The organism is Pseudomonas sp. DSP3-2-3 (assembly GCF_049898225.1).
GTDB lineage: Bacteria > Pseudomonadota > Gammaproteobacteria > Pseudomonadales > Pseudomonadaceae > Aquipseudomonas.
On the sequence record NZ_JAFCXH010000035.1, the window covers coordinates 23,661 to 48,550 of the forward strand.

General features: G+C 58.4%; 18 protein-coding genes and 1 tRNA gene. 13 read left to right on the forward strand and 6 right to left on the reverse strand.

Annotated features, from left to right (window positions below; all coding sequences use genetic code 11):
* Positions 1 to 592 precede the first annotated feature (592 nt).
* Entirely contained in the window at positions 593 to 877 is a 285-nt protein-coding gene (locus ACP7E4_RS26660; protein ID WP_426118769.1) for a DUF3077 domain-containing protein, read from the reverse strand.
* 748 nt (positions 878 to 1,625) lie between these two features.
* Complete coding sequence (locus tag ACP7E4_RS26665; RefSeq protein WP_426118768.1) at positions 1,626 to 2,882, reverse strand: M20/M25/M40 family metallo-hydrolase; 1,257 nt, start codon at positions 2,880 to 2,882, stop codon at positions 1,626 to 1,628.
* Positions 2,883 to 3,248: 366 nt separating this feature from the next.
* On the opposite strand from ACP7E4_RS26665, the gene ACP7E4_RS26670 reads away from it, so the two are divergent.
* Positions 3,249 to 6,749: a glycosyltransferase gene (locus ACP7E4_RS26670; protein ID WP_426118766.1), complete on the forward strand. Its 3,501-nt coding sequence runs from the start codon at positions 3,249 to 3,251 to the stop codon at positions 6,747 to 6,749.
* Positions 6,750 to 6,899: 150 nt separating this feature from the next.
* On the opposite strand, the gene ACP7E4_RS26675 is transcribed toward ACP7E4_RS26670, so the two are convergent.
* Positions 6,900 to 6,976, reverse strand: a tRNA-Arg gene (locus tag ACP7E4_RS26675).
* 339 nt (positions 6,977 to 7,315) lie between these two features.
* Between ACP7E4_RS26675 and gabD the strand changes: the two genes are divergently transcribed.
* The 3 genes from gabD to ACP7E4_RS26690 all read left to right on the forward strand — a co-directional run bounded on the left by gabD (position 7,316) and on the right by ACP7E4_RS26690 (position 11,638).
* Positions 7,316 to 8,758 (forward strand): NADP-dependent succinate-semialdehyde dehydrogenase, encoded by a 1,443-nt coding sequence (gene gabD, locus ACP7E4_RS26680; protein ID WP_426118764.1) that lies wholly within the window; start codon positions 7,316 to 7,318, stop codon positions 8,756 to 8,758.
* A 138-nt stretch (positions 8,759 to 8,896) separates the two neighbouring features.
* Positions 8,897 to 10,177 (forward strand): 4-aminobutyrate--2-oxoglutarate transaminase, encoded by a 1,281-nt coding sequence (gene gabT, locus ACP7E4_RS26685; protein ID WP_065835214.1) that lies wholly within the window; start codon positions 8,897 to 8,899, stop codon positions 10,175 to 10,177.
* Between the two features lie 159 nt (positions 10,178 to 10,336).
* The gene (locus ACP7E4_RS26690; RefSeq protein WP_426118761.1) at positions 10,337 to 11,638 is read left to right on the forward strand and encodes an HDOD domain-containing protein; all 1,302 of its coding nucleotides are present in this window, start codon (positions 10,337 to 10,339) and stop codon (positions 11,636 to 11,638) included.
* Between the two features lie 111 nt (positions 11,639 to 11,749).
* On the opposite strand, the gene ACP7E4_RS26695 is transcribed toward ACP7E4_RS26690, so the two are convergent.
* Positions 11,750 to 12,742 (reverse strand): GGDEF domain-containing protein, encoded by a 993-nt coding sequence (locus tag ACP7E4_RS26695; protein ID WP_426118760.1) that lies wholly within the window; start codon positions 12,740 to 12,742, stop codon positions 11,750 to 11,752.
* Between the two features lie 136 nt (positions 12,743 to 12,878).
* Positions 12,879 to 14,063, reverse strand: coding sequence for a delta-9 fatty acid desaturase DesA (gene desA, locus ACP7E4_RS26700; protein ID WP_426118758.1), 1,185 nt, complete (start codon positions 14,061 to 14,063; stop codon positions 12,879 to 12,881).
* Between the two features lie 156 nt (positions 14,064 to 14,219).
* Here desA and dibA point away from each other — a divergent pair, with 156 nt between their 5' ends.
* From dibA to ACP7E4_RS26730, 6 genes are all read left to right on the forward strand, one after another.
* A complete protein-coding gene (dibA, locus tag ACP7E4_RS26705; RefSeq protein WP_426118757.1) occupies positions 14,220 to 16,151 on the forward strand; it encodes a phosphodiesterase DibA in 1,932 nt (643 codons plus the stop codon).
* A gap of 163 nt (positions 16,152 to 16,314) precedes the next feature.
* Complete coding sequence (gene oscA / locus ACP7E4_RS26710) at positions 16,315 to 16,497, forward strand: sulfur starvation response protein OscA (RefSeq protein WP_020293745.1); 183 nt, start codon at positions 16,315 to 16,317, stop codon at positions 16,495 to 16,497.
* A 181-nt stretch (positions 16,498 to 16,678) separates the two neighbouring features.
* Positions 16,679 to 17,686 (forward strand): sulfate ABC transporter substrate-binding protein, encoded by a 1,008-nt coding sequence (locus ACP7E4_RS26715; protein ID WP_426118756.1) that lies wholly within the window; start codon positions 16,679 to 16,681, stop codon positions 17,684 to 17,686.
* A gap of 221 nt (positions 17,687 to 17,907) precedes the next feature.
* A complete protein-coding gene (cysT, locus tag ACP7E4_RS26720) occupies positions 17,908 to 18,729 on the forward strand; it encodes a sulfate ABC transporter permease subunit CysT (RefSeq protein ID WP_020293747.1) in 822 nt (273 codons plus the stop codon).
* 13 nt (positions 18,730 to 18,742) lie between these two features.
* Positions 18,743 to 19,615, forward strand: coding sequence for a sulfate ABC transporter permease subunit CysW (gene cysW / locus ACP7E4_RS26725; RefSeq protein ID WP_426118754.1), 873 nt, complete (start codon positions 18,743 to 18,745; stop codon positions 19,613 to 19,615).
* Between the two features lie 3 nt (positions 19,616 to 19,618).
* A complete protein-coding gene (locus ACP7E4_RS26730; protein WP_426118752.1) occupies positions 19,619 to 20,605 on the forward strand; it encodes a sulfate/molybdate ABC transporter ATP-binding protein in 987 nt (328 codons plus the stop codon).
* A 106-nt stretch (positions 20,606 to 20,711) separates the two neighbouring features.
* On the opposite strand, the gene ACP7E4_RS26735 is transcribed toward ACP7E4_RS26730, so the two are convergent.
* Complete coding sequence (locus tag ACP7E4_RS26735; protein ID WP_426118750.1) at positions 20,712 to 21,236, reverse strand: DUF962 domain-containing protein; 525 nt, start codon at positions 21,234 to 21,236, stop codon at positions 20,712 to 20,714.
* Between the two features lie 85 nt (positions 21,237 to 21,321).
* On the opposite strand from ACP7E4_RS26735, the gene ACP7E4_RS26740 reads away from it, so the two are divergent.
* The 3 genes from ACP7E4_RS26740 (at position 21,322) to ACP7E4_RS26750 (ending at position 24,672) form a co-directional block, all read left to right on the forward strand.
* Complete coding sequence (locus ACP7E4_RS26740; protein WP_426118749.1) at positions 21,322 to 22,032, forward strand: Crp/Fnr family transcriptional regulator; 711 nt, start codon at positions 21,322 to 21,324, stop codon at positions 22,030 to 22,032.
* A 23-nt stretch (positions 22,033 to 22,055) separates the two neighbouring features.
* Positions 22,056 to 22,730, forward strand: coding sequence for a response regulator (locus tag ACP7E4_RS26745; protein WP_426118748.1), 675 nt, complete (start codon positions 22,056 to 22,058; stop codon positions 22,728 to 22,730).
* Positions 22,731 to 23,394: 664 nt separating this feature from the next.
* Entirely contained in the window at positions 23,395 to 24,672 is a 1,278-nt protein-coding gene (locus ACP7E4_RS26750; protein ID WP_426118793.1) for an MFS transporter, read from the forward strand.
* Positions 24,673 to 24,890 lie beyond the last annotated feature (218 nt).

Below are 24,890 nucleotides of genomic sequence, written 5' to 3' on the forward strand. Positions count from 1 at the left end.
CTATCTGATGCACTTGTCACGCAGGGCTCTAGAACGGGCTTCCCAGCTGAAACCCGCAGCCCGTCTGGCCTAGATGTACGATGACTGAAGAGTTCGAATGGATGGAGGTTTTGAACATTTGTGCCATTTGTTTTGAGGGAGAGCTGTGGAAATCAGGTTGTTGGTGAGGTGAGGGTCAAGACGGAAGCTATAAGAACTTCGCAAATTCCGTTGGAGATTCTATGTCCGGGGGCAACCGCCAGGCGCCAGACGTATTGTCTGAACCGACGCCTTCCCGGCTAAAGCCGGTCCCACTGTGGGACCGGCTTTAGCCGGGAAGACGGCATTCCAGTAGACGCAAATGCATCGGCTGTACGTCCAGATCCGTTGGAGGCTTGCCCGCGAAGAGGCCGGTACATCCGCCCATTTTTCCGAACTCAAAACACCGCCTTCGCGGGCAAGCCTCGCCAACGAGACGGTGGGCAGCTGCAATACCGTAGGGGCCAACTTGTTGGCGAGGCGCTGGTCCTGCGAAAACGGATAAATCGCTTCGCGAATGAATTCGCTCCTACAAAAGTGGCATTGCTCTGGTCGACGTCATCGGCTCAGGCGATCAACCTTCGACGCATCGGGCCGCTGCGCTACTCGCCAACGCGTCATCAACAATCGCCTTCGCCATCTCACTCAAATAATGAGCCGCCCAGACGCTTTGTTTTCCTGCATCGCCCAGCGCTGCGTCGAGGTTGATTTCGCTGATACAGGCCAACAGATTTGAGGCCTGTTCCAGGGCGGATTCGATGCGGATTTCGGGATTTATGCGGAACAGCGGCTGGTTGTTTTCGCCGCAGGTGGAGAAGGTGACGGTGCCGAGGGTTTGCGGTTGATTAAGGATGGTCATCGGTAAGCTCCTATATCTTGATGAACCGTCGTTTTCCCGCCGCCAAGCGGGAAAAGGTGACGGATTGCACAGGGTTGGCGGACCGGAGATATAGGACCCGGCACTCTCGGAAGAGTCCCCGTGCAACCCGTCATTAAACGGTGCCACACGCGTAAAAAAGCGCCTGCAATCTTAAAGCGGGGCGCTTGTTTCGCCTATATCTGTATGGGCCGCCAAGCCCGGTCGCTACGTTTGCAGCGACCGGCGAACTCTATTAGCTCTGACCCCGGAGCAACAAGGATGCGAAGCAGACGGAGGCTGTCAGGCGATTCTGTAAATCGATCTATAGCCAGTACATCCGCCCACTTCCAAACTCAAAAAACCGCCTCGCGAATGAATTCGCTCCTACAGAAACTGCGCAATTTCCGTTAGAGATTCTATGTCTGAGGGCAACCGCCAGGCGCCGCAGATGTATTGTCTGAACCGACGCCTTCGCGGCTAAAGCCGGTCCCACTAGATCGCGCTGGTTTTGTGGGACCGGATTTATCCGGGAAGACGGCATTCCAGTAGACGCAAATGCATCGGCTGTATGTCCTATCGCGAACGTTGCGTAGATCCGTTGGAGGCTTGCCCGCGAAGAGGCCGGTACATCCGCCCGCGCCTCTGAATTCGCCAGCGCGTTACGCCATCCGCTCCAGTAACGAACAGCCCAAATGCTATGTTCAGCGTCTGCGCAGTAGCCACTGCTCCCTGCGCAAACGCCGCTCAATCACTGCTTAGGTGTGGCGCGTGAAAGCTCCATGATCATGCGTGTCAGCAGGTAAATCCGTGGCGAGACGCTTTCGACTTCTGCGTATTCTTCGGGCGTGTGGATGTTGCCGCCGACGATGCCGAAACCATCCAGCGTAGGCACGCCAACACTGGCGGCCAGGCTCGCATCGGCTGCGCCGCCGCTGCCTTCGATGGTCAGCGTGCGGCCCAGTTCGCCATAAATGCCTTGGGCGATAGCCACCAGTTTGTCGCTTTCGGCGGTCTGCGGCATGGGTGGCAGGCCACGAATCAGTTTCGTCGACACTTCGGTTTCCGGGATCAGTTTGTCCGCCGAAACTCGCGCAAGATCCTTCTCGATCCGGTCGAATTCTTCCGGCACCGCAGCACGCACATCGGCCTTGGCGGTGGCTTGATCAGGAATGACGTTGGTGCGGTCGCCAGCATTGATGACAGTGAAGTTGATCGTAGTCTTCTTCTCGGCATCGCCCAGTTTGCCCAGCTGCAGGATCTGGTGCGCCGCTTCCATCGCCGCGTTACGGCCCAGATCCGGTGCGACGCCCGCGTGGGAGGCTTTGCCCTTCACGTCGACCACTGCGGTCGCACTGCCTTTGCGCCAGACGACCAGCCCATCGGCCGGACGACCTGGCTCCAGGTTCAATGTCACGTCGTGCTGCCTGGCGGTTTTCTTGATCAGGTCGGTTGCTGCGTCCGAACCGGTTTCTTCGCTGGCGTCCAACAGGAAGGTGATCTGCGCGTAGTCGGTAAAATTCAGATTTTTCAGAATCTGCAGCGCGTAGATGCCGGCAACAATGCCGCCCTTATCGTCCATGACGCCCGGACCATAAGCGCGTCCGTCCTTGATGTGGAAAGGACGTGCAGCCGCCGAGCCTTCCTTGAACACCGTATCCATGTGCGCCATGAGCAATATTTTCGCTTTGCCTGTGCCCTTGAGCGTGGCAATTACATGATTGCTTTTGTCCGGGGCGGTATTGGGAAAAGTCTCAATGGTCGCACCGAGCTTTTTCAGTTCCTCGACGACAATTGCGCTCACCTTGCTCAGACCCGGCTCATAACCGGAGCCGGAATCGATATTCACCAGTTGCTCCAACAGCTTCAGCGCCGGCTCCCTGGATTGCTCGGCGCCAGCCTGAACCAGTTTGTCGGGAGTCGCCGCCTGAGCGAGGGAGCCGCCACCAAAAGTGACAGCAAGCGCCAGAGCGGAGGCGAGGGCAGAGCGCGAAAATATCAACGGCATGAGTCGGTCCTTGAATGGGCTGGATTGATCCAAACCACCCTAACGATTCTCGCGACGTTGCGCATCTGAAAATGATCGTCGGCTGACGATCCGAGTGCAATCGCTACTGGCGTCAATGCTCGAAGTTGGAACGCTTCCTGCTTGGCCTCTTATTGGATAACAACGAGCAACATTTCATTGACGGTTGGGTGCCGGGGCATTTTCACCGGCTGCTGTTCAATGGGCTGCATCACGCCGAAATCGATTTCGATACAGTGCCGGTCCCCCGACAAACACCCGCTGCAAGCTTATATCCAGAACTTCCTGAACGCGCTTGCCCTTCAGCCGACTGGCTCTTTACCAGTGGTTATTCAAATTGGTGTGAACATGACAAATACCCCATCTGGCCAAGATGCTTACCTGGCTTCTGAAACGCTGCCCATCGGCGCAGACAGCAGCGCAGGCTCGTTGGCCGAGGCGTGTGAAGTGCTGGTCGTGCAGCAGCCACTTTTCGAAGACGGCGAGCCGCCAGTTGGCGTGGTCATCCATGCGTATCACCCCGATGTGCTGCGAGACATTCTGGTCCGTCTGATTGACCTGCATGAACGCCTGCACCTTTACGTCACCTGCGTGGCCGGCCGTGACGATACGGTGCGTGCACAGCTGGCGGCCAGTGGGCTGAGTTATTCGCTGTACCGGGTGCCCGATCACGGGAGGGATGTTTTGCCATTCCTGCAGGTGCTGCCATTTTTACGTGCCGATAACATTCACACACTGCTCAAGCTGCATACCCAGAGCGCGGTGCGCCTGAGCGTGGCGAACTCCTTGGCCCATGACCTCTTCGATGAGCTGCTAAGCCCCGTACGCTTCCGCCAATCTGTGGAACATCTTGCCGACCCGGCGCGCCATCCATTGCTCGGCAGCGACAAGTACTGGCTGCCGGTCAGCGAAAACCTTGATCAAAGCACCCGCACACATTTGGTCACCCTGTCCGAGCGTGCCGGCTTTGACCCGCGAGCAATCGACGATGCGCATTTTTTTGTCGGCACGATGTTCTTTATGCGTACCGAGGCATTGGCTCCCCTGGAGCAGATGCACCTGACGGGCAAGGATTTCGAAACTGAAGACGGCCAGCTTGAAGGCACCCTGGCATATGCCCTGGAACGCTTTTTCGGCATGCTGGCGGATGCTGGCCAACAGCAGCGCAATATCGATCTGTATCGGCGCTGGCTGGACACCCGGCAACTGGCTGCTGCCGAGCGGGAAGGTTTGCCGGCGCGACTTGCGAGTTGGCCGCTGCAACCGGACGTGATGTTGGTGTTGACCGATACCACCGGTGACATCGCGTTGTTGCGCTCCAGCCTGGAGAGCATCGACCGCCAGCTTTATCGGGCGGCGGCTATCGTGGTGTTGTCCAATACCGAACCGGTTGGGGTGACGCCGGCCGACAACCTGGTCTGGCTACCGCTGGCTGAATCCTGGCCGAGCCAGCTTAATGAGTTGCTGCAGGGTATCCAGGTCGACTGGTGCTACCTGCTGCGCGGCGGCGACCAACTTGATCGCCACGCGCTGCTATTGCTCGCCGAAGGCATCGCCCTGAATCCTGGCATCAGCGCTTGCTACAGCGATGAAGATTCGCTGACCGCAACCGGCTGCCAGGACCCGGTATTCAAGCCGGACCTGAACCTGGATCTGTTGCGCAGCTATCCGTATGTTGGCCGAGCCCTGGCTTTCAGTCTCGAGGCCGCGCTGGCTGTGGATGGCTTCAATCCCGCCTTCGCCGAACTGGCGCCCCATGACCTGCTCTATCGACTGATTGAAACTCACGGGCTGGGCACCGTCGGGCACTTTGCCGAGGTGCTGGTGCATCAGGCAATCAACTTCGGCCAGTGGCTCGGCGAACCCCAGGTCAGCGCGCACTCCGCGGCGATAGTTCAGGCGCACTTGCAGCGCCTGGGCGTGGCTCATGAACTGCGTGTCGGGCCTTTGTCGATGATCAACCGCGTGGTTTACCAACACGCCGGGCAGCCGTTGGTGTCCATCGTGATACCCACCAAGGACTGCCTGCCGATGCTGATCCGCTGCATCGAAAGCATCATGGAGAAAACCCGCTACACGAATTACGAACTGATCATCGTCGACAACAACAGTGAAACCGCCGAAGCCCGGGATTGGTTCACGGGCGTGGAGAGCTTGAACGACGCCAAGGTGCGCATCCTGCGTTACCCCCACCCGTTCAACTATTCGGCGATCAATAATTTTGCCGCCAGTCAGGCCCTTGGCGAATACTTGGTGCTGCTCAACAATGACACCGCCGTCATTGATGGCGACTGGCTTGACGCACTGCTCCATCACGCCCAGCGGCCGGAAGTGGGGATAGTCGGCGCCAAGTTGTTATTCCTCGACGGGACTATTCAGCATGCGGGCGTGGTACTTGGCTTGCGTGGTGTCGCAGACCACCCGTTCCTGCGCGATGCAATGCAGTCCAACGGCTACCTTCACCGTTTGCAGGTTGACCAGAACTACAGCGCGGTGACCGCCGCCTGCCTGATGATCGGCACCGAGCTCTACCATCAGGTGGGCGGATTGGACGAAGCCGACCTGACGGTTTCCTTTAACGACGTAGATCTGTGCCTGAAAGTCGGCCAGGCCGGGCGACTGATTGTCTGGACGCCTTATGCGCTGCTCATGCATGAATCCAGCGTGAGCCAGCACAAGGTCGACACCACAAGGCAGGAAGCCAAGCGCGAACGCTTCAAGCGCGAACAAGCGGTGATGTACCAGCGTTGGCTGCCGCTGCTCGCCAACGACCCGGCCTACAACCGCAACCTGACCCTGGAAGGCAGTGGGTTCGCCCCCAATTGCCGCAGCGAGGCTGGCTGGCAACCGTTCGCCAGTCGCGCTTTGCCTTTTGCACTGTGCTATCCCGGCGACTTTTCCGGCTGCGGACATTATCGAGTGCGCCAGCCCTTCGCTGCGATGAAAGCCGCGCAGCTGGTCGACGGCGCGATGAGCGACTGGGGGCTTCAACCCGTAGAGTTGGAACGCCTGGCGCCGGACACGATCATTTACCAGCGACAGTACACGACGCCTCAATTGGAGTTGATGCAGAGCACCAAGGCGTTCTCCAGGGCCTTCAAGGTTTACGAACTGGATGACTACATTCTCGACATGCCCACCGGCAACCCGGGCCGCGAACTGCTTCCCAAGGATATTGCCAAGCGCTTGAAGAAAGCCGTGGGTCTGTGCGACCGACTGGTGGTGTCGACGCAACCGCTGGCCAATGCGCTGAAAGGTTTTAATGCCGACATTCGCGTGGTGGAGAATCGCCTGCCAAGCCCGTGGTGGAGCGACCTGACCAGCCATCGCCAACAAGGCCGCAAGCCTCGGGTCGGCTGGGCAGGCGGTTCGGGCCACGCCGATGATTTGCACGTCCTCGCCGAAGTGGTTCGTGAACTGGCAGGGGAAGTGGAATGGGTGTTCATGGGCATGTGCCCACCGACGCTGCGTCCCTTTGTCCACGAATTCCATAGGGGCGTGAACATCGAGAAATACCCGGAACGCCTGGCCAGCTTGAACCTGGACCTGGCGTTGGCGCCTTTGAAAGACAATGTTTTCAACGTCTGCAAAAGCAATTTACGGCTATTGGAATACGGTGCCTGTGGCTTCCCGGTGATCTGCTCGGACATCCTCAGTTATCACGGTGACTTCCCGGTGACCAGGGTCAGGAACAAGCCGAAAGACTGGATCGCCGCCATTCGCGAACACCTCGCTGAACCCGACGCCAACGCCAGCGCCGGAGATGCCCTGCGCAGCGTGGTACTCGACAACTGGATGCTCAAGGACGAACACCTGTTTGCGTGGCGAAATGCGTGGTTGGTGGATTGAACAAAAATGCCAGCGTTTCGCAGCGTGCATCCCCCGGTGTCTACCAGGACAAGTCCTCTTCCACAAAGGACTGGAGACCAGAAACAACAAAGCCCGCACAAGGCGGGCTTTGAAAGTCTCAGAACTGCTTACGCGTCCTGACATCGAATTTGGTGCACCAGACGGGATTCGAACCCATGACCACTGCCTTCGGAGGGCAGTACTCTATCCAGCTGAGCTACTGGTGCAATGCGGCCGCCATGATACTCATCTGATTGGCATGCGTCCATGCTGGCGAGAGGCTGTTGTTGATTTCGCACGTTTTTGCGGCTGTGGATGACGTTTATCAGAAAATCTGCAGGAATCTGGCAAATGCGTTCTTTTTTTCGAACAGCCTATTGTCCTTTACCCCAGCAGTCCCTAGGATTCGTTTGAGATTTCAAACGCTCTTGTCCGGTTCTCCCGCACTTTTGGCGACCCTTCGTTGCGGAGCCCGGCGAATATTTCCTGACGGCAGTCTCGTTCGAGGCGCCTTTGCACAACAATAATTGCTCCGCCTCTTGCGCGGTGCTGTTTAGGAGGCCGACATGCAGCTTAAAGACTCGAAACTGTTCCGCCAACAAGCCTATATCAATGGTGTCTGGCTGGACGCGGACAGTGGTCAGACGATCAAGGTCAACAACCCGGCTGACAACGAAATTCTTGGCACTGTGCCCAAAATGGGCGCTGCCGAAACCCGTCGTGCCATCGAAGCTGCTGACAAGGCGCTGCCGGCCTGGCGTGCGCTGACCGCCAAAGAGCGCGGCAACAAGTTGCGTCGCTGGTTTGAGCTGATGATCGAGAATCAGGACGACCTCGCGCGCCTGATGACGCTCGAACAAGGCAAGCCGCTGGCCGAGGCCAAGGGCGAGATCGCTTATGCGGCGTCCTTTATCGAGTGGTTCGCTGAAGAAGCCAAGCGCGTGTATGGCGATGTGATTCCGGGCCATCAGCCGGACAAGCGTTTGATCGTGCTCAAGCAGCCAATTGGCGTGACGGCGGCCATTACGCCGTGGAACTTCCCGGCAGCAATGATCACCCGTAAAGCCGGTCCGGCGCTGGCCGCTGGTTGCACCATGGTCCTCAAGCCTGCGTCGCAGACGCCTTACTCGGCATTGGCCCTGGCTGAACTGGCTGAGCGTGCGGGCATCCCGGCTGGCGTGTTCAGCGTGGTGACCGGCAGCGCTGGCGATATCGGCAGCGAGCTGACCAGCAATCCCATCGTGCGCAAATTATCGTTCACCGGCTCGACTGAAATCGGTCGTCAGTTGATGGCCGAATGCGCCAAGGACATCAAGAAGGTATCGCTGGAATTGGGCGGCAATGCGCCGTTTATCGTGTTCGACGACGCGGACCTGGATAAGGCCGTTGAAGGCGCGATCATTTCCAAATATCGCAACAACGGCCAGACCTGCGTCTGCGCCAACCGCATCTATGTGCAGGACGCCGTTTACGACGCGTTCGCCGAGAAGCTGAAAACCGCGGTGGGCAAGCTGAAGATCGGCAACGGTCTGGAAGAGGGCACCACGACCGGTCCGCTGATCGACGAAAAGGCCGTGAACAAGGTCAAGGAGCACATTGCTGACGCCGTCGGCAAAGGCGCGAAAGTGCTGCTGGGTGGCAACAGCATGCAAGGCAATTTCTTCGAGCCGACCATTCTGGTCAACGTATCGAAGGATGCCGCCGTCGCCAAAGAAGAAACCTTCGGCCCGCTGGCGCCGCTGTTCCGCTTCAAAGATGAAGCTGAAGTGATTGCGATGGCCAACGACACCGAGTTTGGTCTGGCTTCGTACTTCTACGCTCGCGACATGAGCCGCGTGTTCCGTGTTGCTGAAGCGCTGGAATACGGCATGGTGGGTATCAACACCGGTCTGATCTCCAACGAAGTCGCGCCGTTTGGCGGGATCAAGTCGTCGGGCCTGGGCCGCGAAGGCTCCAAGTACGGCATCGAAGATTATCTGGAAATCAAATACCTGTGCCTGAGCGTTTAACGCCCGCGCAGTAGCTTCACACGCAATTCCATCCGGTAGCCGGAAGTTGCAGCAGTCGATCATCGTATGCTGCTGCAACCCACCCCGACTGCTTAATCCTTGACCAACGCCGACCGATGAGCGGCGAATGAGGAAACCATGAGTCAAACAAACGCAGAATTGATGAAACGCCGCGAAGCCGCTGTTCCACGCGGTGTTGGCCAGATCCACCCGATCTTCGCTGCTTCGGCCAAGAACGCTACCGTGACCGACGTTGAAGGTCGTGAATTCATCGACTTCGCTGGCGGTATCGCGGTACTGAACACCGGTCACCTGCACCCGAAAATCATTGCCGCCGTGCAAGAGCAGCTGACCAAGCTGACCCACACCTGCTTCCAGGTATTGGCTTACGAGCCGTACGTTGAGCTGTGCGAAAAAATCAACGCCAAGGTGCCAGGTGATTTCGAGAAGAAAACCCTGTTGGTGACCACCGGTTCCGAAGCGGTTGAAAACGCCGTGAAGATCGCCCGTGCCGCCACTGGGCGTACCGGCGTGATCGCGTTCACCGGCGCTTACCACGGCCGCACCATGATGACCCTGGGCCTGACCGGCAAAGTCGTGCCTTACTCGGCCGGCATGGGCCTGATGCCAGGCGGCATCTTCCGCGCGATCTATCCGTGTGAGCTGCACGGCGTGAGCGTCGACGACTCCATCGCCAGCATCGAGCGCATCTTCAAGAACGACGCCGAGCCGCGCGACATCGCTGCCATCATCATCGAGCCGGTTCAGGGCGAAGGTGGTTTCTATGTGGCGCCGAAGGCGTTCATGGCTCGCCTGCGCGAGTTGTGCGACAAGCATGGCATCCTGCTGATCGCTGACGAAGTGCAGACCGGTGCCGGTCGTACCGGTACTTTCTTCGCCATGGAACAGATGGGCGTCAGCGCTGACCTGACCACTTTCGCCAAATCCATCGCTGGCGGTTTCCCGTTGGCCGGTGTGTGCGGCAAGGCTGAATACATGGACGCCATCGCTCCGGGCGGCCTGGGCGGCACATACGCCGGTAGTCCGGTGGCTTGCGCGGCTGCGCTGGCGGTATTGCAAGTGTTCGAAGAAGAACACCTGCTGGATCGCTGCAAGGCTGTCGGCGAACGTCTGGTGACGGGCCTCAAGGCGATTCAGGCCAAGTACCCGGTGATCGGTGAAGTGCGGGCGCTGGGCGCGATGATCGCGCTGGAACTGTTCGAAAACGGCGACACCCACAAGCCGAACGCTGCGGCTGTAGCGCAGGTTGTGGCCAAGGCTCGCGACAAGGGGCTGATCCTGCTGTCGTGTGGCACTTACGGCAACGTTTTGCGAGTCCTGGTACCGCTGACTTCGCCGGACGAGCAACTGGATAAAGGCTTGGCAATTCTTGAAGAGTGCTTCGCTGAACTGGCGTGAGAGCGCCGGGGTCGCATTGATTAAAATGTGACCAAATGGACAAAAAAGACCCGCTTCGGCGGGTTTTTTTGCGTTTTGAGGGGGCAGATAACGCTTTTGGGGTATATCTCCAAACGGATGCATTGGCTAAGGTGAACGCATCGATGTCGGAGACTGCTGATGACAGTTGTAGATTTACCCGCGGTACCTCGCGTATTGATTGCCGAATCCGATCCCTGGGTTCGCGAAACCCTGAGTGAGTTGCTCCTGAGCGTGCGCGCTGATATCGACCTTGAGATCTGCACCGATGGCAAGCAGGCTGCCGAATGGATAAAAAAGCAGCTGCCTGACTTGGTGATTGCTGCCAGAGAACTTCCTGTCATCGACGGTTTGAGCCTGTTGCGCGGTGTCCGCGGGTTACAGCGCAAGCCAGTCATACCTTTTATCCTGATCAGTAATCGCAGCGACAGCGCCAGTGTCCGTGAGGCCGTGCCGCTGGCGCCGACGGCTTACCTGACCAAGCCCCTGAATACCGAAGGGCTGCGCCTGCGCCTTGAGCGCCTGTTGCTGGTGTGTCCGATGCCGAATGCGGTTCCGGCGTTGATTCCTGGTGCGACACTCGCCAGGTTTCTGGAGCAACGTCGTGATACCACCGACGGTGCGCCTTTGTTCGTGGATGTCGCGACGGCGATCAAACTCAGCAAGGTCGCCGCGCGCGTCGATACCACCTTGCTGGAGCAGGAGCTGCGCAACGACCCGCATATCACGGCGGTGCTCATCGCGGCGGCCAACAGCGCGGAGCAGCATCTGGGCACGCCGGTGCAGACACTGCCCGCAGCCTTGGCTGTTCTGGGTGGTGTGCAGGGCGCCGACATCGTTTCCGGGCTGGAAAAGAAGCGCACGTCGGTGTTGACCAATGACGCGCTGCTGGCCAAGGCCAGTGAGCTGTGGACGTTGTCGCAACGTACCGCTGAATACGGACGCATTCTGGCGCGCATGCTTGAGGTGGATGCAGAACGCTGTTTTTGCGCCGGGTTGTTACAGGTGCTGGGCGATCTGGCTGTGGTGGGTTGCCTGCAGGAATGGTTGCAGGCTGGCGGCGAACTGAATGATGAGCAGATCAGGCAATCACTGGAGCAATATGCGGGAGCGTTCGGTTCTGCGTTGCGCAGGCGTTGGCGTTTGCCCCTTGAGCTGCGAGAACTGATTGCGGCGGTTTACCAATACAACACCGGCGTTTACACCCGGGAAGTGTTGGTGATGAACCTGGCTGGGCAGATGGCGCGGCTCGGCAACGATGACAGCGTTACGCCCTTGCTCAAGACCAAGCCTGCCAGATTGCTGAAGATGAACGTTGCGGACTTGCAGCGGCTGCGCAAAAAGCTGACTGGCGTCACCGATCCAAGCCTGCTGGCGCCTGTTGTGATGCTGGTGGAGGCTGTGCCGGAAGCGGAAGTTGCCGATGAGCCGGGGCAGGGCTGATTGCGTGGATTGCGTTGGAGCGAGGCTTGCCTGCGAAGAACGTTAACGCGGTGAGTCTCCACCGAGACGCCTGAATCGCGGGCAAGCCACGCTCCAACAGTTTGACGTCTGTTACACCAACACGATCTGATTTTTGCCCTGGCGTTTGGCCTGGTACATGGCGGCGTCGGCGCGGCCGTACAGGGCTTCGAGGCTTTGATCGGCGTCGCCCAGGTTGGTCAAACCCTGGCTGGCGGTGATGCCAAACGTCACGCCGTCACGCTGGAAGCTCAGGCGCTGGATTTCCCGTTGCAGGCGTTCGGCGATCTGTTTGGCCATGTCCGGTGCGCAGCCGGGGAACACCGCCGCAAATTCCTCACCGCCAATGCGCCCGAACAGATCACCACGGCGCAACGTTCCTCGGCCGCACTCGGCGATGCGCTGCAACACCAGATCGCCTTCCTGGTGGCCGTAAGTGTCATTGACCAGCTTGAAGTCATCGATATCCAGCAGCAGGAACGCCAGTGGCGTGCCGTTGAGGCGTGCCTGTTCGAATTCGCGCTGGGCGCATTCGAAGAAGTGCCGACGGTTACTGCTCTGGGTGAGCACGTCGGTGGTGGCCAGACGCTGTAATTCACTCTCCAGCTGCTTCTTTTCGGTGATGTCTTCGGCAATGCCGACCACGATCAAGCGATGCCCGGCGTCCGCCTGATGGCTGACGAAACATTTGTCGCTGAGCCAGCGTATTTCGCCATCGGCGCGGATGATGCGGTATTCGCGATCTTCGATGGAGCCTTTTTCGATCACCTCGTTGAGGCTGCGTTCGGCGTAATTCAGGTCGTCCGGATAAATACTGTCACGCCACTCGCCGTAATCGGCCAGCAGCAAGCCGGCCGAGCGCCCGAAAATCCGTTCATAGGCCGGGCTGACGTAAATCATCTGTTGAGTCGCCCAGTCGAACGCCCACAAGACCGCGTTAACGCTGACCAATAGCGAACTGAACAATTGCTCTCGTTCGCTCAGGCGCGCGACTTCTGCCTGGGCATGCATCAACGCCAGCAGTGTTTCCGCTGCAGGGGGCATGTCGACAGTCGAGGCGGGGGGAGCGGGGTTCTGGTTGTCCATGGCACTGCATCTCAAGAAGAAGTGCGGCGCACAGCCACAACATTTCCCACGAAGGTTATGGGCTGATGTTCAGAGTGATTTTAAGGGGTGAAGTTCCGCAAAGGCGCGTCCGAGAAGGGCGCGCCGATCAACGGTGTCAGGCGTGGGCAGGACGTAGCGAGTAGGTTTTGAGCTGATCTGCGAAGTCGCGCAGCGAGGCAATGCCGCTGGCTTCGGCCTCATGGATCCAGTCCTTGATCGCCGCAAGCATGTCATGCCCATTGCTGCTGGTCTTGAGCCAGATCTGCTGCAGGGCCAGGCGTTTTTCGTAGATCACCTTCAGCGCCTGGCTGTGTTCCAGCATGGACTGGATGTGCAGGTGATGCTTGTCGTCCAGCAGGCTGGTTTCCCGGGACAACAGCGCTTTGGCGCGATGGAATTGATGACGTACCGACGCGTCGGCCTTGGCCAGTTCCTGCGCCACCAGCGGGCCGATCACCAGCTTGCGGTACTGGGCCATGATCTGGAAGCGGTTGTTGAGGATCGCCATCGCGGTGTCCATGTCCAGATTGCCTTTGCCTTCAACCCGATGGGCGATGGGCGCAACCCGCTGCACTTTGGCCAGATGCAGGGCGCTGAACACTTTGATCCACGCCCAGCCCATGTCGAATTCCCATTTCTTGACCGACAGCTTGGCTGAGTTGGGGTAGGTGTGATGGTTGTTGTGCAGCTCTTCGCCGCCAATGATGATGCCCCACGGCACCAGATTGGTCGCGGCATCGCGGCATTCGAAGTTGCGATAGCCGACGGCATGCCCAAGTCCGTTGACCACGCCAGCGGCCCAGAACGGAATCCACATCATCTGGATCGCCCAGACGGTGATGCCCAGCGCGCCGAACAGCATCAGGTCGATAACGCCCATGATGGTGATGCCCAGCAGCGGAAAGCGGGTATAGAGATTGCGTTCGATCCAGTCTTCCGGGCAGTTTTTCCCGTAGATGCGCAAGGTGTCCGGGTTTTCCGCTTCGGCGCGATACAGCTCCGCACCTTTGCGCAGCACGGTAGACAAGCCTTTGATGACCGGACTGTGCGGGTCATCGACCGTTTCGCATTTGGCATGATGCTTGCGATGGATAGCTGTCCATTCGCGGGTATTCTGCGCCGTGGTCAGCCACAGCCAGAAACGAAAGAAATGTTTGAGACCTGCATTCAGCTCCAGCGAGCGGTGGGCCGAGTAGCGATGCAGATAAACCGTGACGCCGACGATAGTCACATGGGTCATCGCCAGAGTGACTGCCACCAACTGCCAGACGGAAAGATCGAGCAGACCGTTGTACCACATAGGCTGTGTTGCCCTCGAAGTGACGCGCGTGAAGAAAAAAGTAGCAGTGCGCATTATCACTTAGCCGTCAGATAAAACCAGTCAGCCTTTCAGATAAGAGTCGCCAGATGTTTCTTACTCTATAATCCTACCTTTCGTAAGGCTTTTCGTTTTCTTATGACTGAATCTTCCCGAGACGCCCTGTGTGCGGCCCTGTTGTACGGACTGGTATCCGTCCTGTGGCTGGCATTCTGCGACTATCTGCTGCCGGATATCATCGAGAATCCCGCGCAATTGGCCTTCGCGCAGCAGATAAGCGGCTACGCGTGGGTTTTGGCCAGTGCCGTTCTGGTATTTGTTGCGCGCGGCCGACTGCTGAAATGCATGGGCTTTGACGACAAGTTGCGCCGTCAAAGTGAAGATCATGACCGCTTGCGCCTGGCGGCGGCGGTGTTTGACAGCACCCACGAAGGCGTCGTGGTCACCAACAGCGAGGGGCTCATCGTCCACGTCAATCGCGCTTTCATGCAGATTACCGGTTATCAGCAGGACGAAGTCTTGGGCATGAATCCGAGCAAGTTCAAGTCAGGCCGGCATGGCCCTGAGTTCTACCGGCAGATGTACCGCTCGATTCTCAGTGCCGGGCAGTGGAGCGGCGAGATCTGGAACCGGCGCAAGAGCGGCGAGATTTACCCGCAATGGCAGAGCATCCGCAGCATCAAGGGCGACAACGGCAAGATAAAACATTTTGTTGCGGTTTTTTCCGATATCACCGCCATCAAGCGCTCTGAGCATGAGCTGCTGCAATTGGCGCATTACGACGCGTTGACGGGGCTGCCGAACCGCCTGCTGTTCATCGACCGCACCAGCCAGGCGCTGGCATCCGCTCGTTCCAGCAAACGCGGGTGCGCGCTGCTGCTGATCGATCTCGATCATTTCAAGCACATCAACGACAGCCTGGGACATAACGTCGGCGACGAAATCCTCAAGGCCGTGGGCGAGCGTCTTGAAGGTTTTTTCGATAAAACCCTGACCCTGGCGCGTCTGGGCGGTGATGAATTCGGCTTGTTGATCGAAAACTGCCAGCAAGTGGTGCAGGCCGCCAGCTATGCGCAGCAGATTATCGACGGCTTCAAGGCGCCTTTTCTGGTCAATGAGCAGCAATTATTTATCAGCGCGAGTGTGGGCATCAGTTTGTTTCCCAGTGATGCGTTGAGCGCTGAACAATTGTTGCGAAACGCCGATTCCGCACTGTTCAAGGCCAAGAGCGACGGCCGTGAAGGGTATGCGTTGTACACCGAAGAGTTGACCGCCCACGCCCAGCAACGGGTGCAACTGGCCAGCGAGCTGCGCCGCGCCATCGAGAATCAGGAGCTGCGCGTCTTTTATCAGCCCATTCATAATCTGCAAGACAGCTGCATCATCGGCGTCGAAGCGCTGGTGCGTTGGGAGCATCCGAAGCGCGGCCTGGTGCCGCCGGGGGAATTCATCCCCATCGCCGAGCAAAGCGGTTTGATCGCCGACATTGATGCCTGGGTGCTGAAGACCTCCTGCTATCAGATGACCCGCTGGCTGGCGGCGGGCGTGGCGATTTCCTTTGTGGCTGTCAATGTTTCCAGCCGGTTGTTCAGTCGCGGCGACCTGGAGCGCCAGGTGGCGAAGGTTCTGGCTGAAACCGGTCTGGACCCGGTTTATCTGGAGCTGGAAGTCACCGAAAGCGCGGTCATGGAAGATCCAGAGCAAGCCATTGAGCAGATGCACCGGCTGCGCGGCCTGGGCCTGAGCCTGTCCATCGATGATTTCGGCACCGGCTATTCATCCTTGCTGCGCCTCAAGCGGATGCCCGTGCAGAAGCTGAAAATCGATCAAGGATTCGTCGCCGGGCTGCCCAGTGATGAAGACGACATCGCGATTGTCCGGGTGATCATCGCCCTGGCAAAAAGCATGGGCATGCGGGTGTTGGCCGAGGGCATCGAGCATGCCGAGCAGGCCAGTTTCCTGCTGGCCAACGGTTGTCAGTTAGGCCAGGGCTACTGGTTTGCGCGCCCCATGCCGGCCGAGCAGATCGATTGGCTGCGCGCTCCGGGGGTTCGCGAGCCTGTCATCTAGTCCTCCAGCGCCTCGGTTTTTAACCTAAATTCACTTTGGTTATATATAGATTCTTAAATAGTCTTTTTAAGAATAACCGCGCGTCTCTAATATTGCCTCCATGCCACAAGCAGTCCGGGCCCAGAACCGGTACTGCAGGCCTCTCAATTCAAGGAGCACGATCATGAGCGCATCTCTGCGTAGCGTTGACGGTCAGGACGAAGCGGCGATTCTGCGCGAGATTCAGAGTGCGCTGCGCGACCTGCGTTTCGGAGCGGTTGAAATCACTGTTCACAACGCACAGGTCGTGCAGATCGAGCGTAAAGAGAAGTTCCGTTTACAGAATCCGGGTACCAAGCCGAGCTGAATAGCCTCGTTGTCCAAGATCCATTGTGGGAGCGAGCTTGCTCGCGAAAGCGTCAGATCAGGCAGCCAACCTGGCGTCTGACAGTCCCAATTCGCGAGCAAGCTCGCTCGCACAAACACCAATCGCCGCCACATTAAAACTAGAAAAACCAACACAACCAGAATTTCCAGGAGCTTGATCCATGTCCATTCGCCGTTATGCGCTGGCCGCACTCGCCAGTGCCGTGTTTGCCGGTTCCGCTGTTGCCAAGGATTACGAGCTGCTCAACGTGTCGTACGATCCGACGCGTGAGCTGTATCAGGACTACAACGCCGAGTTCATCAGCTTCTGGAAAAAGACTCATCCGGACGACAAGGTCGACATCAAGCAATCCCACGGCGGTTCGGGCAAGCAGGCTCGCTCGGTGATCGACGGCCTGCGCGCTGACGTCGTGACCCTGGCCCTGGCCGGTGACATCGATGAGGTCGCCAAACTGGGCAAAGGCTTGCCGGAAAACTGGCAAACCCGCCTGCCGGATGCGAGCACGCCGTACACCTCGACCATCGTGTTCCTGGTGCGCAAGGGCAACCCTAAAGGCATCAAGGACTGGGGTGATCTGATCAAGAAAGATGTTTCGGTCATCACGCCTAACCCGAAAACCTCCGGCGGTGCGCGCTGGAACTTCCTGGCGGCCTACGGCTATGGCCTGAAGACCGGCGGCAGCGAAGCCAAGGCCAACGAGTACGTAAAAGAACTGTTCAAGCACGTGCCTGTGCTGGACACCGGCGCTCGCGGCTCGACCATCACCTTCGTCAACAACGGTCAGGGCGATGTGCTGCTGGCGTGGGAAAACGAAGCGTTCCTGGCGCTGAAAGAAGACGGCGGCGCGGACAAGTTCGACATCGTCGTACCTTCGCTGTCGATTCTGGCTGAGCCGCCTGTCGCTGTTGTCGACAAGAACGCTGAAAAGAAAGGCAACACCGAAATCGCAACTGAATACCTGAAGCACCTGTACAGCAAGGAAGGCCAGGAAATCGCCGCGAAGAACTTCTACCGTCCGCGTAACGCTGAAGTCGCCGCCAAATATGAAAAGCAGTTCCCGAAACTGAACCTGCTGACTATCGACAAAGACTTCGGCGGCTGGAAAACTGCTCAACCCAGGTTTTTCAATGACGGCGGTGTGTTCGACCAGATCTATCAGGCGCAGTGATGCAAAACCTGTGAGGGCCTGTGGGACCGGCTTCTGTGGGACCAGCTTTAGCCGGGAAGAGGTCGGTACATTCAACACATGTGTGCTAAGGCCAATGTGGTCTTCCCGGCTAAAGCCGGTCCCACACAGCCTGCACAAAAGCGGTCTCACCAACACACACAATTAGCTGAACAAAGGACCCGCATTCGTTTGCGGGTTCCGTGTGTCAACCAAGGACTTTTATGTCGCGACGTACCTCCCCCGTCATACCCGGCTTCGGGCTGACGCTGGGTTACACCTTGGTGTACCTCAGTCTGATTGTGCTGATTCCGCTGGCCGCCATGTTTATCCATGCCGCGCAGCTGACCTGGGATCAATTCTGGGCAATCATCACCGCGCCTCGCGTGCTGGCTGCGCTCAAACTGAGCTTCGGCACCGCGTTCTATGCGGCGGTTATCAATGGCCTGATCGGCGTGTTGCTGGCCTGGGTGTTGGTGCGTTACACCTTCCCCGGTCGCAAGATCATCGACGCGATGATTGATTTGCCGTTCGCTTTGCCGACTGCCGTGGCCGGTATCGCCTTGACCGCGTTGTACACGCCGACCGGGCTGGTCGGGCAATTTGCCGCGGACCTGGGTTTCAAGATTGCTTACACGCCGTTGGGTATTACTCTGGCGCTGACCTTCGTGACGCTGCCGTTCGTGGTGCGCACCGTGCAACCGGTGCTGGCTGACATCCCCCGGGAAGTCGAAGAAGCCGCCGCATGCCTGGGCGCGCGTCCGTTGCAGGTGTTTCGCCACATCCTCGTCCCTGCGTTGTTGCCTGCCTGGTTGACCGGTTTCGCCCTGGCGTTTGCCCGCGGCGTCGGCGAGTACGGCTCGGTGATCTTCATCGCCGGCAACATGCCGATGAAAACAGAGATCCTGCCGCTGCTGATCATGGTCAAGCTCGACCAGTACGATTACACCGGCGCGACGGCTATCGGCGTGATGATGCTGGTGGTTTCCTTCATTCTGCTGCTGCTGATCAACTTGCTGCAGCGGCGCATTGAAACCCCATCCTGAGGAGGCGCAGAGCATGTCCTATTCATCTGTTTCAGCCGCCGCCTCCGCCAATGCTGCCCGTCGTGGCAGCGCGGTGTCGCGTCGTATCCTGATTGGCCTGTGCTGGCTGGTGTTCATTCTGTTCCTCGGTTTGCCGCTATTCATCGTGGTGTCCCAGGGTTTGAAAAACGGCCTGGGCGCGTTCTTTACTGCGATTCTCGAACCAGATGCCTTGTCAGCCCTGAAGCTGACGGTCATCGCTGTATTGATTTCGGTGCCGCTCAACGTGGTGTTCGGTGTCAGCGCGGCCTGGTGCGTGAGCAAGTACTCGTTTCGCGGCAAAAGCATGCTGGTGACACTGATCGACCTGCCGTTTTCGGTCTCGCCGGTCATCGCCGGTCTGGTCTATGTGTTGATGTTTGGCGCTCAAGGCCTGTTCGGGCCGTGGTTGCAGGATCACGACATCCAGATCGTGTTCGCGCTGCCCGGCATCGTGCTGGCAACCATCTTCGTCACCGTGCCTTTCGTGGCCCGTGAACTGATCCCGCTGATGCAGGAGCAGGGCACGCAGGAAGAGGAGGCCGCGCGTCTGCTCGGCGCCAACGGCTGGCAGATGTTCTGGTACGTCACAGTGCCGAACATCAAATGGGGCCTGATCTACGGCGTGGTGCTCTGTACCGCGCGGGCGATGGGTGAGTTTGGCGCGGTGTCGGTGGTTTCCGGGCACATTCGAGGAGTCACCAACACCCTGCCGCTGCACGTCGAAATCCTCTACAACGAATACAACCACGTCGCAGCCTTTGCGGTGGCGAGCCTGTTGCTGATCCTGGCGCTGTTCATCCTGCTGCTCAAGCAGTGGAGCGAAGCGCGCATTAACCGTCTGCGCCAAAGTGCGGCGGAGGAATAATTCATGTCGATCGAAGTCCGTAATGTCAGCAAGAATTTCAACGCCTTCAAGGCCCTGAACTGCATCAATCTGGACATCCAGAGTGGCGAGCTGGTGGCGTTGCTCGGCCCGTCCGGCTGTGGCAAGACCACCTTGCTGCGCATCATTGCCGGTCTGGAAACTCCGGATCAGGGCAGCATCGTCTTCCACGGCGAAGACGTCTCCGGCCATGACGTGCGTGATCGTAACGTCGGGTTTGTGTTCCAGCATTACGCGCTGTTCCGGCACATGACGGTGTTCGACAACGTCGCGTTCGGCCTGCGTATGAAACCCAAGAATCAGCGCCCCAACGAAACCCAGATCGCGGTCAAGGTCCATGAGTTGTTGAACATGGTGCAACTGGACTGGCTGGCTGATCGCTATCCGGAGCAGTTGTCGGGCGGCCAGCGTCAGCGGATTGCCCTGGCGCGCGCGCTGGCGGTAGAGCCCAAAGTGTTGTTGCTCGACGAGCCATTCGGCGCGCTGGACGCCAAAGTGCGTAAAGAGCTGCGCCGCTGGCTGGCGCGCCTGCACGAGGACATCAACCTGACGTCGGTGTTTGTGACGCACGACCAGGAAGAAGCCATGGAAGTGGCGGATCGCATCGTGGTGATGAACAAAGGCGTGATTGAGCAGATCGGCTCGCCGGGCGAAGTCTACGAGAACCCGGCCAGCGATTTCGTCTACCACTTCCTGGGCGACTCCAATCGCCTGCACCTGGGCGAAGATCAGGTGTTGTTCCGCCCTCACGAAGTGTCGTTGTCACGGCATGAGCTGGAAGACCACCACGCTGCGCTGGTGCGCGATATCCGTCCGCTGGGCGCCACGACTCGGGTAACCCTGAAAGTGGAAGGCCAGAGCGAGCTGATCGAAGCCGAAGTGGTCAAGGATCACGACAGCCTGGTCGGCCTGACGCGTGGCGAAACGCTGTTCTTCAAGCCGAAGGTCTGGCAGAAAGTGGCGAATATTTAAGTCGGCGAACGGTGGGAGCGAGCTTGCTCGCGAATGGATTTATCAGTCGACATCTGTATCGCCTGATCTGACGCTTTCGCGAGCAAGCTCGCTCCCACTGGGTCGGTTAGATAACTGGCTTTAACGTGCGCTTGCGCACCACCCCAACCCTTTCCTCGATTGCATGCTGCAACGGCTTGCGCAGCCCCAGCAAAAACGCCAGCTCGGCCACGACAAACAGCGGCCCGATGATCAAGCCGGTCACGTCATCGATAAACGCCGGTTTGCGGCCTTCGTAATAATGGCCGATGAACTGGATGATCCATCCCACCAGAAACATCCCGACGCCCGCGCTCAGCCAGATCAAGGTCGACTGCTGCGCGAGATGCGCGCCTAGCCAAACGCATAGTCCGAGCAATGCCGCCATCACCACGCCGAACGGACCATCCAGACGCAGATAGAAGATCACCGACGCCAGACTCACCAGCGCTGCCGGCGACAGCCACAAACCGCCCAACAGCCAGCCAGGCCGCGACAACAGGACCGCAACCGCCAGAACGATCAGCGGAATACCGATGAAATGGCTGACAATATTTCGGGAATCGCGATGGTAGGACGCGTATTGGCTGAGGTGATCGACGAGGTTTTTCATTATTTTTCCTCTTTGGCTGACGCTCGGAGTTTGCTACGGTTTCGGCCATAAAAAATATCTGGCGTCACAGGGAGCAAGCGAAAACATGTCAAACGGAGCTGCATGGCGGTCGCGATTGATGACCGACTATTGGTTCGCCAATCTTCCCGCCGATTTGCAGGATAGCCTGTTGAACGCTTCACGGCAGCGCCGCAGAACCCCTGGCAAATTGCTCTTTGAAAAAGACGACGCGCCTTGTGGTTTTTACGTACTGCTCGAAGGCGGGTTTCGCATGGGCAGCGTTGTGGATCAGCGCCTGGCGCCGAGGCTGGAAGAGGTTCGCATGCCTTACTGGTTTGGCGAGGTTTCATTGTTTGACGGCCTGTCGCGCACTCATGACGCGTATTCCCAGGGCAACAGCATTTTTCTGCATATTCCCCATGCGGTGCTGATCGATATCCTGGAAAAAAACCCAGCGTACTGGCGTTTTTTTGCCGAGTTGCTCAGTCAGAAACTGGGCCTGACGCTGCTGCATTCCGAACGCATCAAGCTACTGCCCGCCAAGGCGCGGGTCGCGTGGCGGCTGCTGCTGTTGTCCGAAGGTTATGGCCCCATGAGCCACGCTCGGCGCTTGATCACGCTGGACGATATACAGTCGATGCGCACAGCGGCTTTGTCGCGTCCGGCGCTGCTTGAAGTGCTTCAGGAACTGCACACGCGCAAGATCCTGCGGCTCGATGCGGACCGGGTGGAAATCTTCGATGTGGTGAAATTACGCAAGGCAGCCAACTTCATGCGTGCCAAATCGTTATGCTGACGGCTCAGACAACGAGGTGAGTCATGCGGCTGCTGTTAGTGGAATACGATGCCAAGACGGCAAACAACCTGGCTGAAGGCTTCTCCAAATCGGGGTTTACCCTGGATGTGGCGCTTAATGGCCTGGACGGCCGGCACTTTGTCGAAGAGCAAACCTACGACCTGATCATCCTCGACGTGATGTTGCCGGGCCTCAATGGCTGGCAATTGCTGAAACTGATACGTCAGCGCGGTACCACGCCGGTGTTGTTCCTGACCGCCGCCGACGCCATCGAAGATCGCTTGCGCGGCCTGGAACTGGGTGCCGACGATTATCTGCTCAAGCCGTTCACTTTCGATGACTTGCTGGTTCGCGTGCGTACCTTGTTGCGTCGCGGGCCGACCGGCGATGCCGCGAGCTACAGCATTGCCGACCTTGAAATCGACATGACCCGGCAGCGCGTCAGCCGGGGCGGGCAGCGGATTTCCCTGAGTGAAAACGAATTCGCCTTACTGCAATTGCTCGCCAGTCGCCAAGGCGATGTCCTTTCCCGCACGCTTATCGCAGCCCAGATCTTCGCTGGCGACACCCGCCCCATCGACGTCGCCGTGCATCGCTTGCGCTCGAAGATCGACGAACGCTACCTGCCCAAGCTGATCCATACCGTGGGTGACGTGGGCTATCAGCTGGCAGTGCTGGAAGCGTTTGATTTGCGCTAATGAAAAACCAAACGGAGTACACCCCAAACTTCATGTCTGGGGGTTGCTCACGAACATAGAATCTCCAACGGATCTGGACGTACAGCCAATGCATTTGCGTCTACTGGAATGCCGTATTCCCGGCTAAAGCCGGTCCCACAGTGGGGCCGGCTTTAGCCGGGAAGGCGTCGGTTCAGACAATACGTCTGGCGCCTGGCGGTTGCCCCCGGACATAGAATCTCCAGCGGGGGGAGCAGGTCTTGCTACATCAATCATGACCGCTCAGTCATTAGTCGTCGTATAACGTCGTCACCAAATCCTTCCCCTCCGCAACCCCCCAAAACCCTATAGCCAATAGTCGTACCCCGGTTTTCTCCTGTTGACATTGTTACAGGATGTGTCTTTAAATCACTCAAGTCATACGATGACTAGGCGAAATCGGCTTTCGTCCACCATAAAAATAATACAAATGGTAACAACGTCATGAACGTCCCTTTCTTCACCCTCGGGTGGGATTTTCCCTGCAGCGCCTCATTCATCGCCCATTCGGCGCGGTCGACTCGCGCGCGGCAATCGGTCACTCATAACTGAATACAAACGCCCCCCGGTATTCACCGGGAGACGCTCGCCACCACTCCAAAAACAACAGGGTGAAGAGATGAAAATCAAAGGAATACGCTGGTGGATGGTCGGGTTGGTCACGGCCGGCCTGATCGTCAATTACCTCGCGCGCAACACGTTGTCCGTGGCCGCGCCGACGCTGATGAGCGAGTTGAGCATCAGCACCGAGCAGTACTCGCATATCGTCGTCGCCTGGCAGGTTTGCTATGCGCTGATGCAACCGGTGGCGGGCTACATCATTGATGCCATCGGCACCAAGATGGGTTTCGCGATATTCGCCGTGGCCTGGTCTGCCGCCTGTGCGGCGGCAGCGTTTGCCACAGGTTGGCAGAGCCTGGCGATCTTTCGCGGGATGTTGGGTTTGACCGAAGCCGCAGGCTTGCCGGCCGGTGTCAAAGCCACTACGGAATGGTTCCCGGCCAAAGAGCGCTCGGTGGCCATCGGCTGGTTCAACATCGGTTCGTCCGTGGGCGCGCTGCTGGCACCGCCACTGGTGGTCTGGGCCATTCTGCAAAGTGGCTGGGAGCTGGCGTTCCTGATCGTCGGCGCGCTGGGCATTCTGTGGAGCGGCCTGTGGTTGCTGCTCTACAAACATCCTCGTGATCAAAAACGCTTGAGCGATACCGAGCGCGATTACATCCTCAGCGGCCAGGAATCGCACCTCAAGGATGTGCCAACCCAGAAAGGCAGCTGGAAGAAAATCATCACCAGCCGCAATTTCTATGCAATCGCTTCGGCGCGAATCCTCTCCGAGCCTGCCTGGCAGACGTTCAACGCCTGGATTCCGCTGTATCTGATGACCGAACGGCACATGAACATCAAGGAAATCGCCATGTTCGCCTGGCTGCCGTTCCTGGCGGCGGATGTCGGCTGCGTATTGGGCGGCTACTTGAGCCCGTTCTTCCATAAGTACTGCAAAGTCTCGCTGTTCACTTCGCGCAAGTTGGTGCTGCTGTTTGGCGCGTCCTGCATGATCGGCCCGGCGTGCATCGGTCTGGTGGACAGCCCGTACACCGCCATCGCGTTGCTGTGTGTGGGTGGCTTTGCGCACCAGACGCTTTCCGGCGCGTTGTATTCGATCACCTCGGACTCGTTCGGCAAAAACGAAGTGGCCACCGCAACCGGCATGGGCGGCATGTTCGGCTATCTCGGCGCAGCGGCGTTCACCCTGGTGTTTGGCGTGCTGGTGACGAAGATCGGCTACAGCCCGCTGTTCGTAGTGCTGGCCATCTTCGATGTGGTGGCTGCGATTGTGGTGTGGAACGTTGCCCGGGAATTGCCGAAGCAGCCTGAGCCGATTGCTGTCGAGCCAGGGAATGCGCCGCTGCTTCCGACTGCGTGACAGCGCGGTAATTAATGTGGGAGCGAGCTTGCTCGCGAAAGCGATATCTCAGGTCGGGAAATTTGCCGAATGCAACCTGAAGTGCCCTTCGCGAGCAAGCTCGCTCCTATGTATGGACTCGCCCACACTTTCAACCTGCTTTTGAACACTGCTACCCGGTTGCATCTATGTATAAGGCCTATTCGAGGAAGCATCATCGGCTTCTGGCCAACATTGGG

Bases quoted from the DNA above. Each gene is read 5' to 3' on its own strand.
- cysT (WP_020293747.1), top strand. From the start codon at position 17,908: ATGTCGCGACGTACCTCCCCCGTCATACCCGGCTTCGGGCTGACGCTG.
- ACP7E4_RS26715 (WP_426118756.1), top strand. From the start codon at position 16,679: ATGTCCATTCGCCGTTATGCGCTGGCCGCACTCGCCAGTGCCGTGTTT.
- ACP7E4_RS26690 (WP_426118761.1), top strand. From the start codon at position 10,337: ATGACAGTTGTAGATTTACCCGCGGTACCTCGCGTATTGATTGCCGAA.
- cysW (WP_426118754.1), top strand. From the start codon at position 18,743: ATGTCCTATTCATCTGTTTCAGCCGCCGCCTCCGCCAATGCTGCCCGT.
- ACP7E4_RS26660 (WP_426118769.1), bottom strand. From the start codon at position 877: ATGACCATCCTTAATCAACCGCAAACCCTCGGCACCGTCACCTTCTCC.
- gabT (WP_065835214.1), top strand. From the start codon at position 8,897: ATGAGTCAAACAAACGCAGAATTGATGAAACGCCGCGAAGCCGCTGTT.
- dibA (WP_426118757.1), top strand. From the start codon at position 14,220: ATGACTGAATCTTCCCGAGACGCCCTGTGTGCGGCCCTGTTGTACGGA.
- gabD (WP_426118764.1), top strand. From the start codon at position 7,316: ATGCAGCTTAAAGACTCGAAACTGTTCCGCCAACAAGCCTATATCAAT.
- ACP7E4_RS26740 (WP_426118749.1), top strand. From the start codon at position 21,322: ATGTCAAACGGAGCTGCATGGCGGTCGCGATTGATGACCGACTATTGG.
- ACP7E4_RS26670 (WP_426118766.1), top strand. From the start codon at position 3,249: ATGACAAATACCCCATCTGGCCAAGATGCTTACCTGGCTTCTGAAACG.
- ACP7E4_RS26695 (WP_426118760.1), bottom strand. From the start codon at position 12,742: ATGGACAACCAGAACCCCGCTCCCCCCGCCTCGACTGTCGACATGCCC.
- ACP7E4_RS26730 (WP_426118752.1), top strand. From the start codon at position 19,619: ATGTCGATCGAAGTCCGTAATGTCAGCAAGAATTTCAACGCCTTCAAG.
- desA (WP_426118758.1), bottom strand. From the start codon at position 14,063: ATGTGGTACAACGGTCTGCTCGATCTTTCCGTCTGGCAGTTGGTGGCA.
- oscA (WP_020293745.1), top strand. From the start codon at position 16,315: ATGAGCGCATCTCTGCGTAGCGTTGACGGTCAGGACGAAGCGGCGATT.
- ACP7E4_RS26735 (WP_426118750.1), bottom strand. From the start codon at position 21,236: ATGAAAAACCTCGTCGATCACCTCAGCCAATACGCGTCCTACCATCGC.
- ACP7E4_RS26665 (WP_426118768.1), bottom strand. From the start codon at position 2,882: ATGCCGTTGATATTTTCGCGCTCTGCCCTCGCCTCCGCTCTGGCGCTT.
- ACP7E4_RS26745 (WP_426118748.1), top strand. From the start codon at position 22,056: ATGCGGCTGCTGTTAGTGGAATACGATGCCAAGACGGCAAACAACCTG.
- ACP7E4_RS26750 (WP_426118793.1), top strand. From the start codon at position 23,395: ATGGTCGGGTTGGTCACGGCCGGCCTGATCGTCAATTACCTCGCGCGC.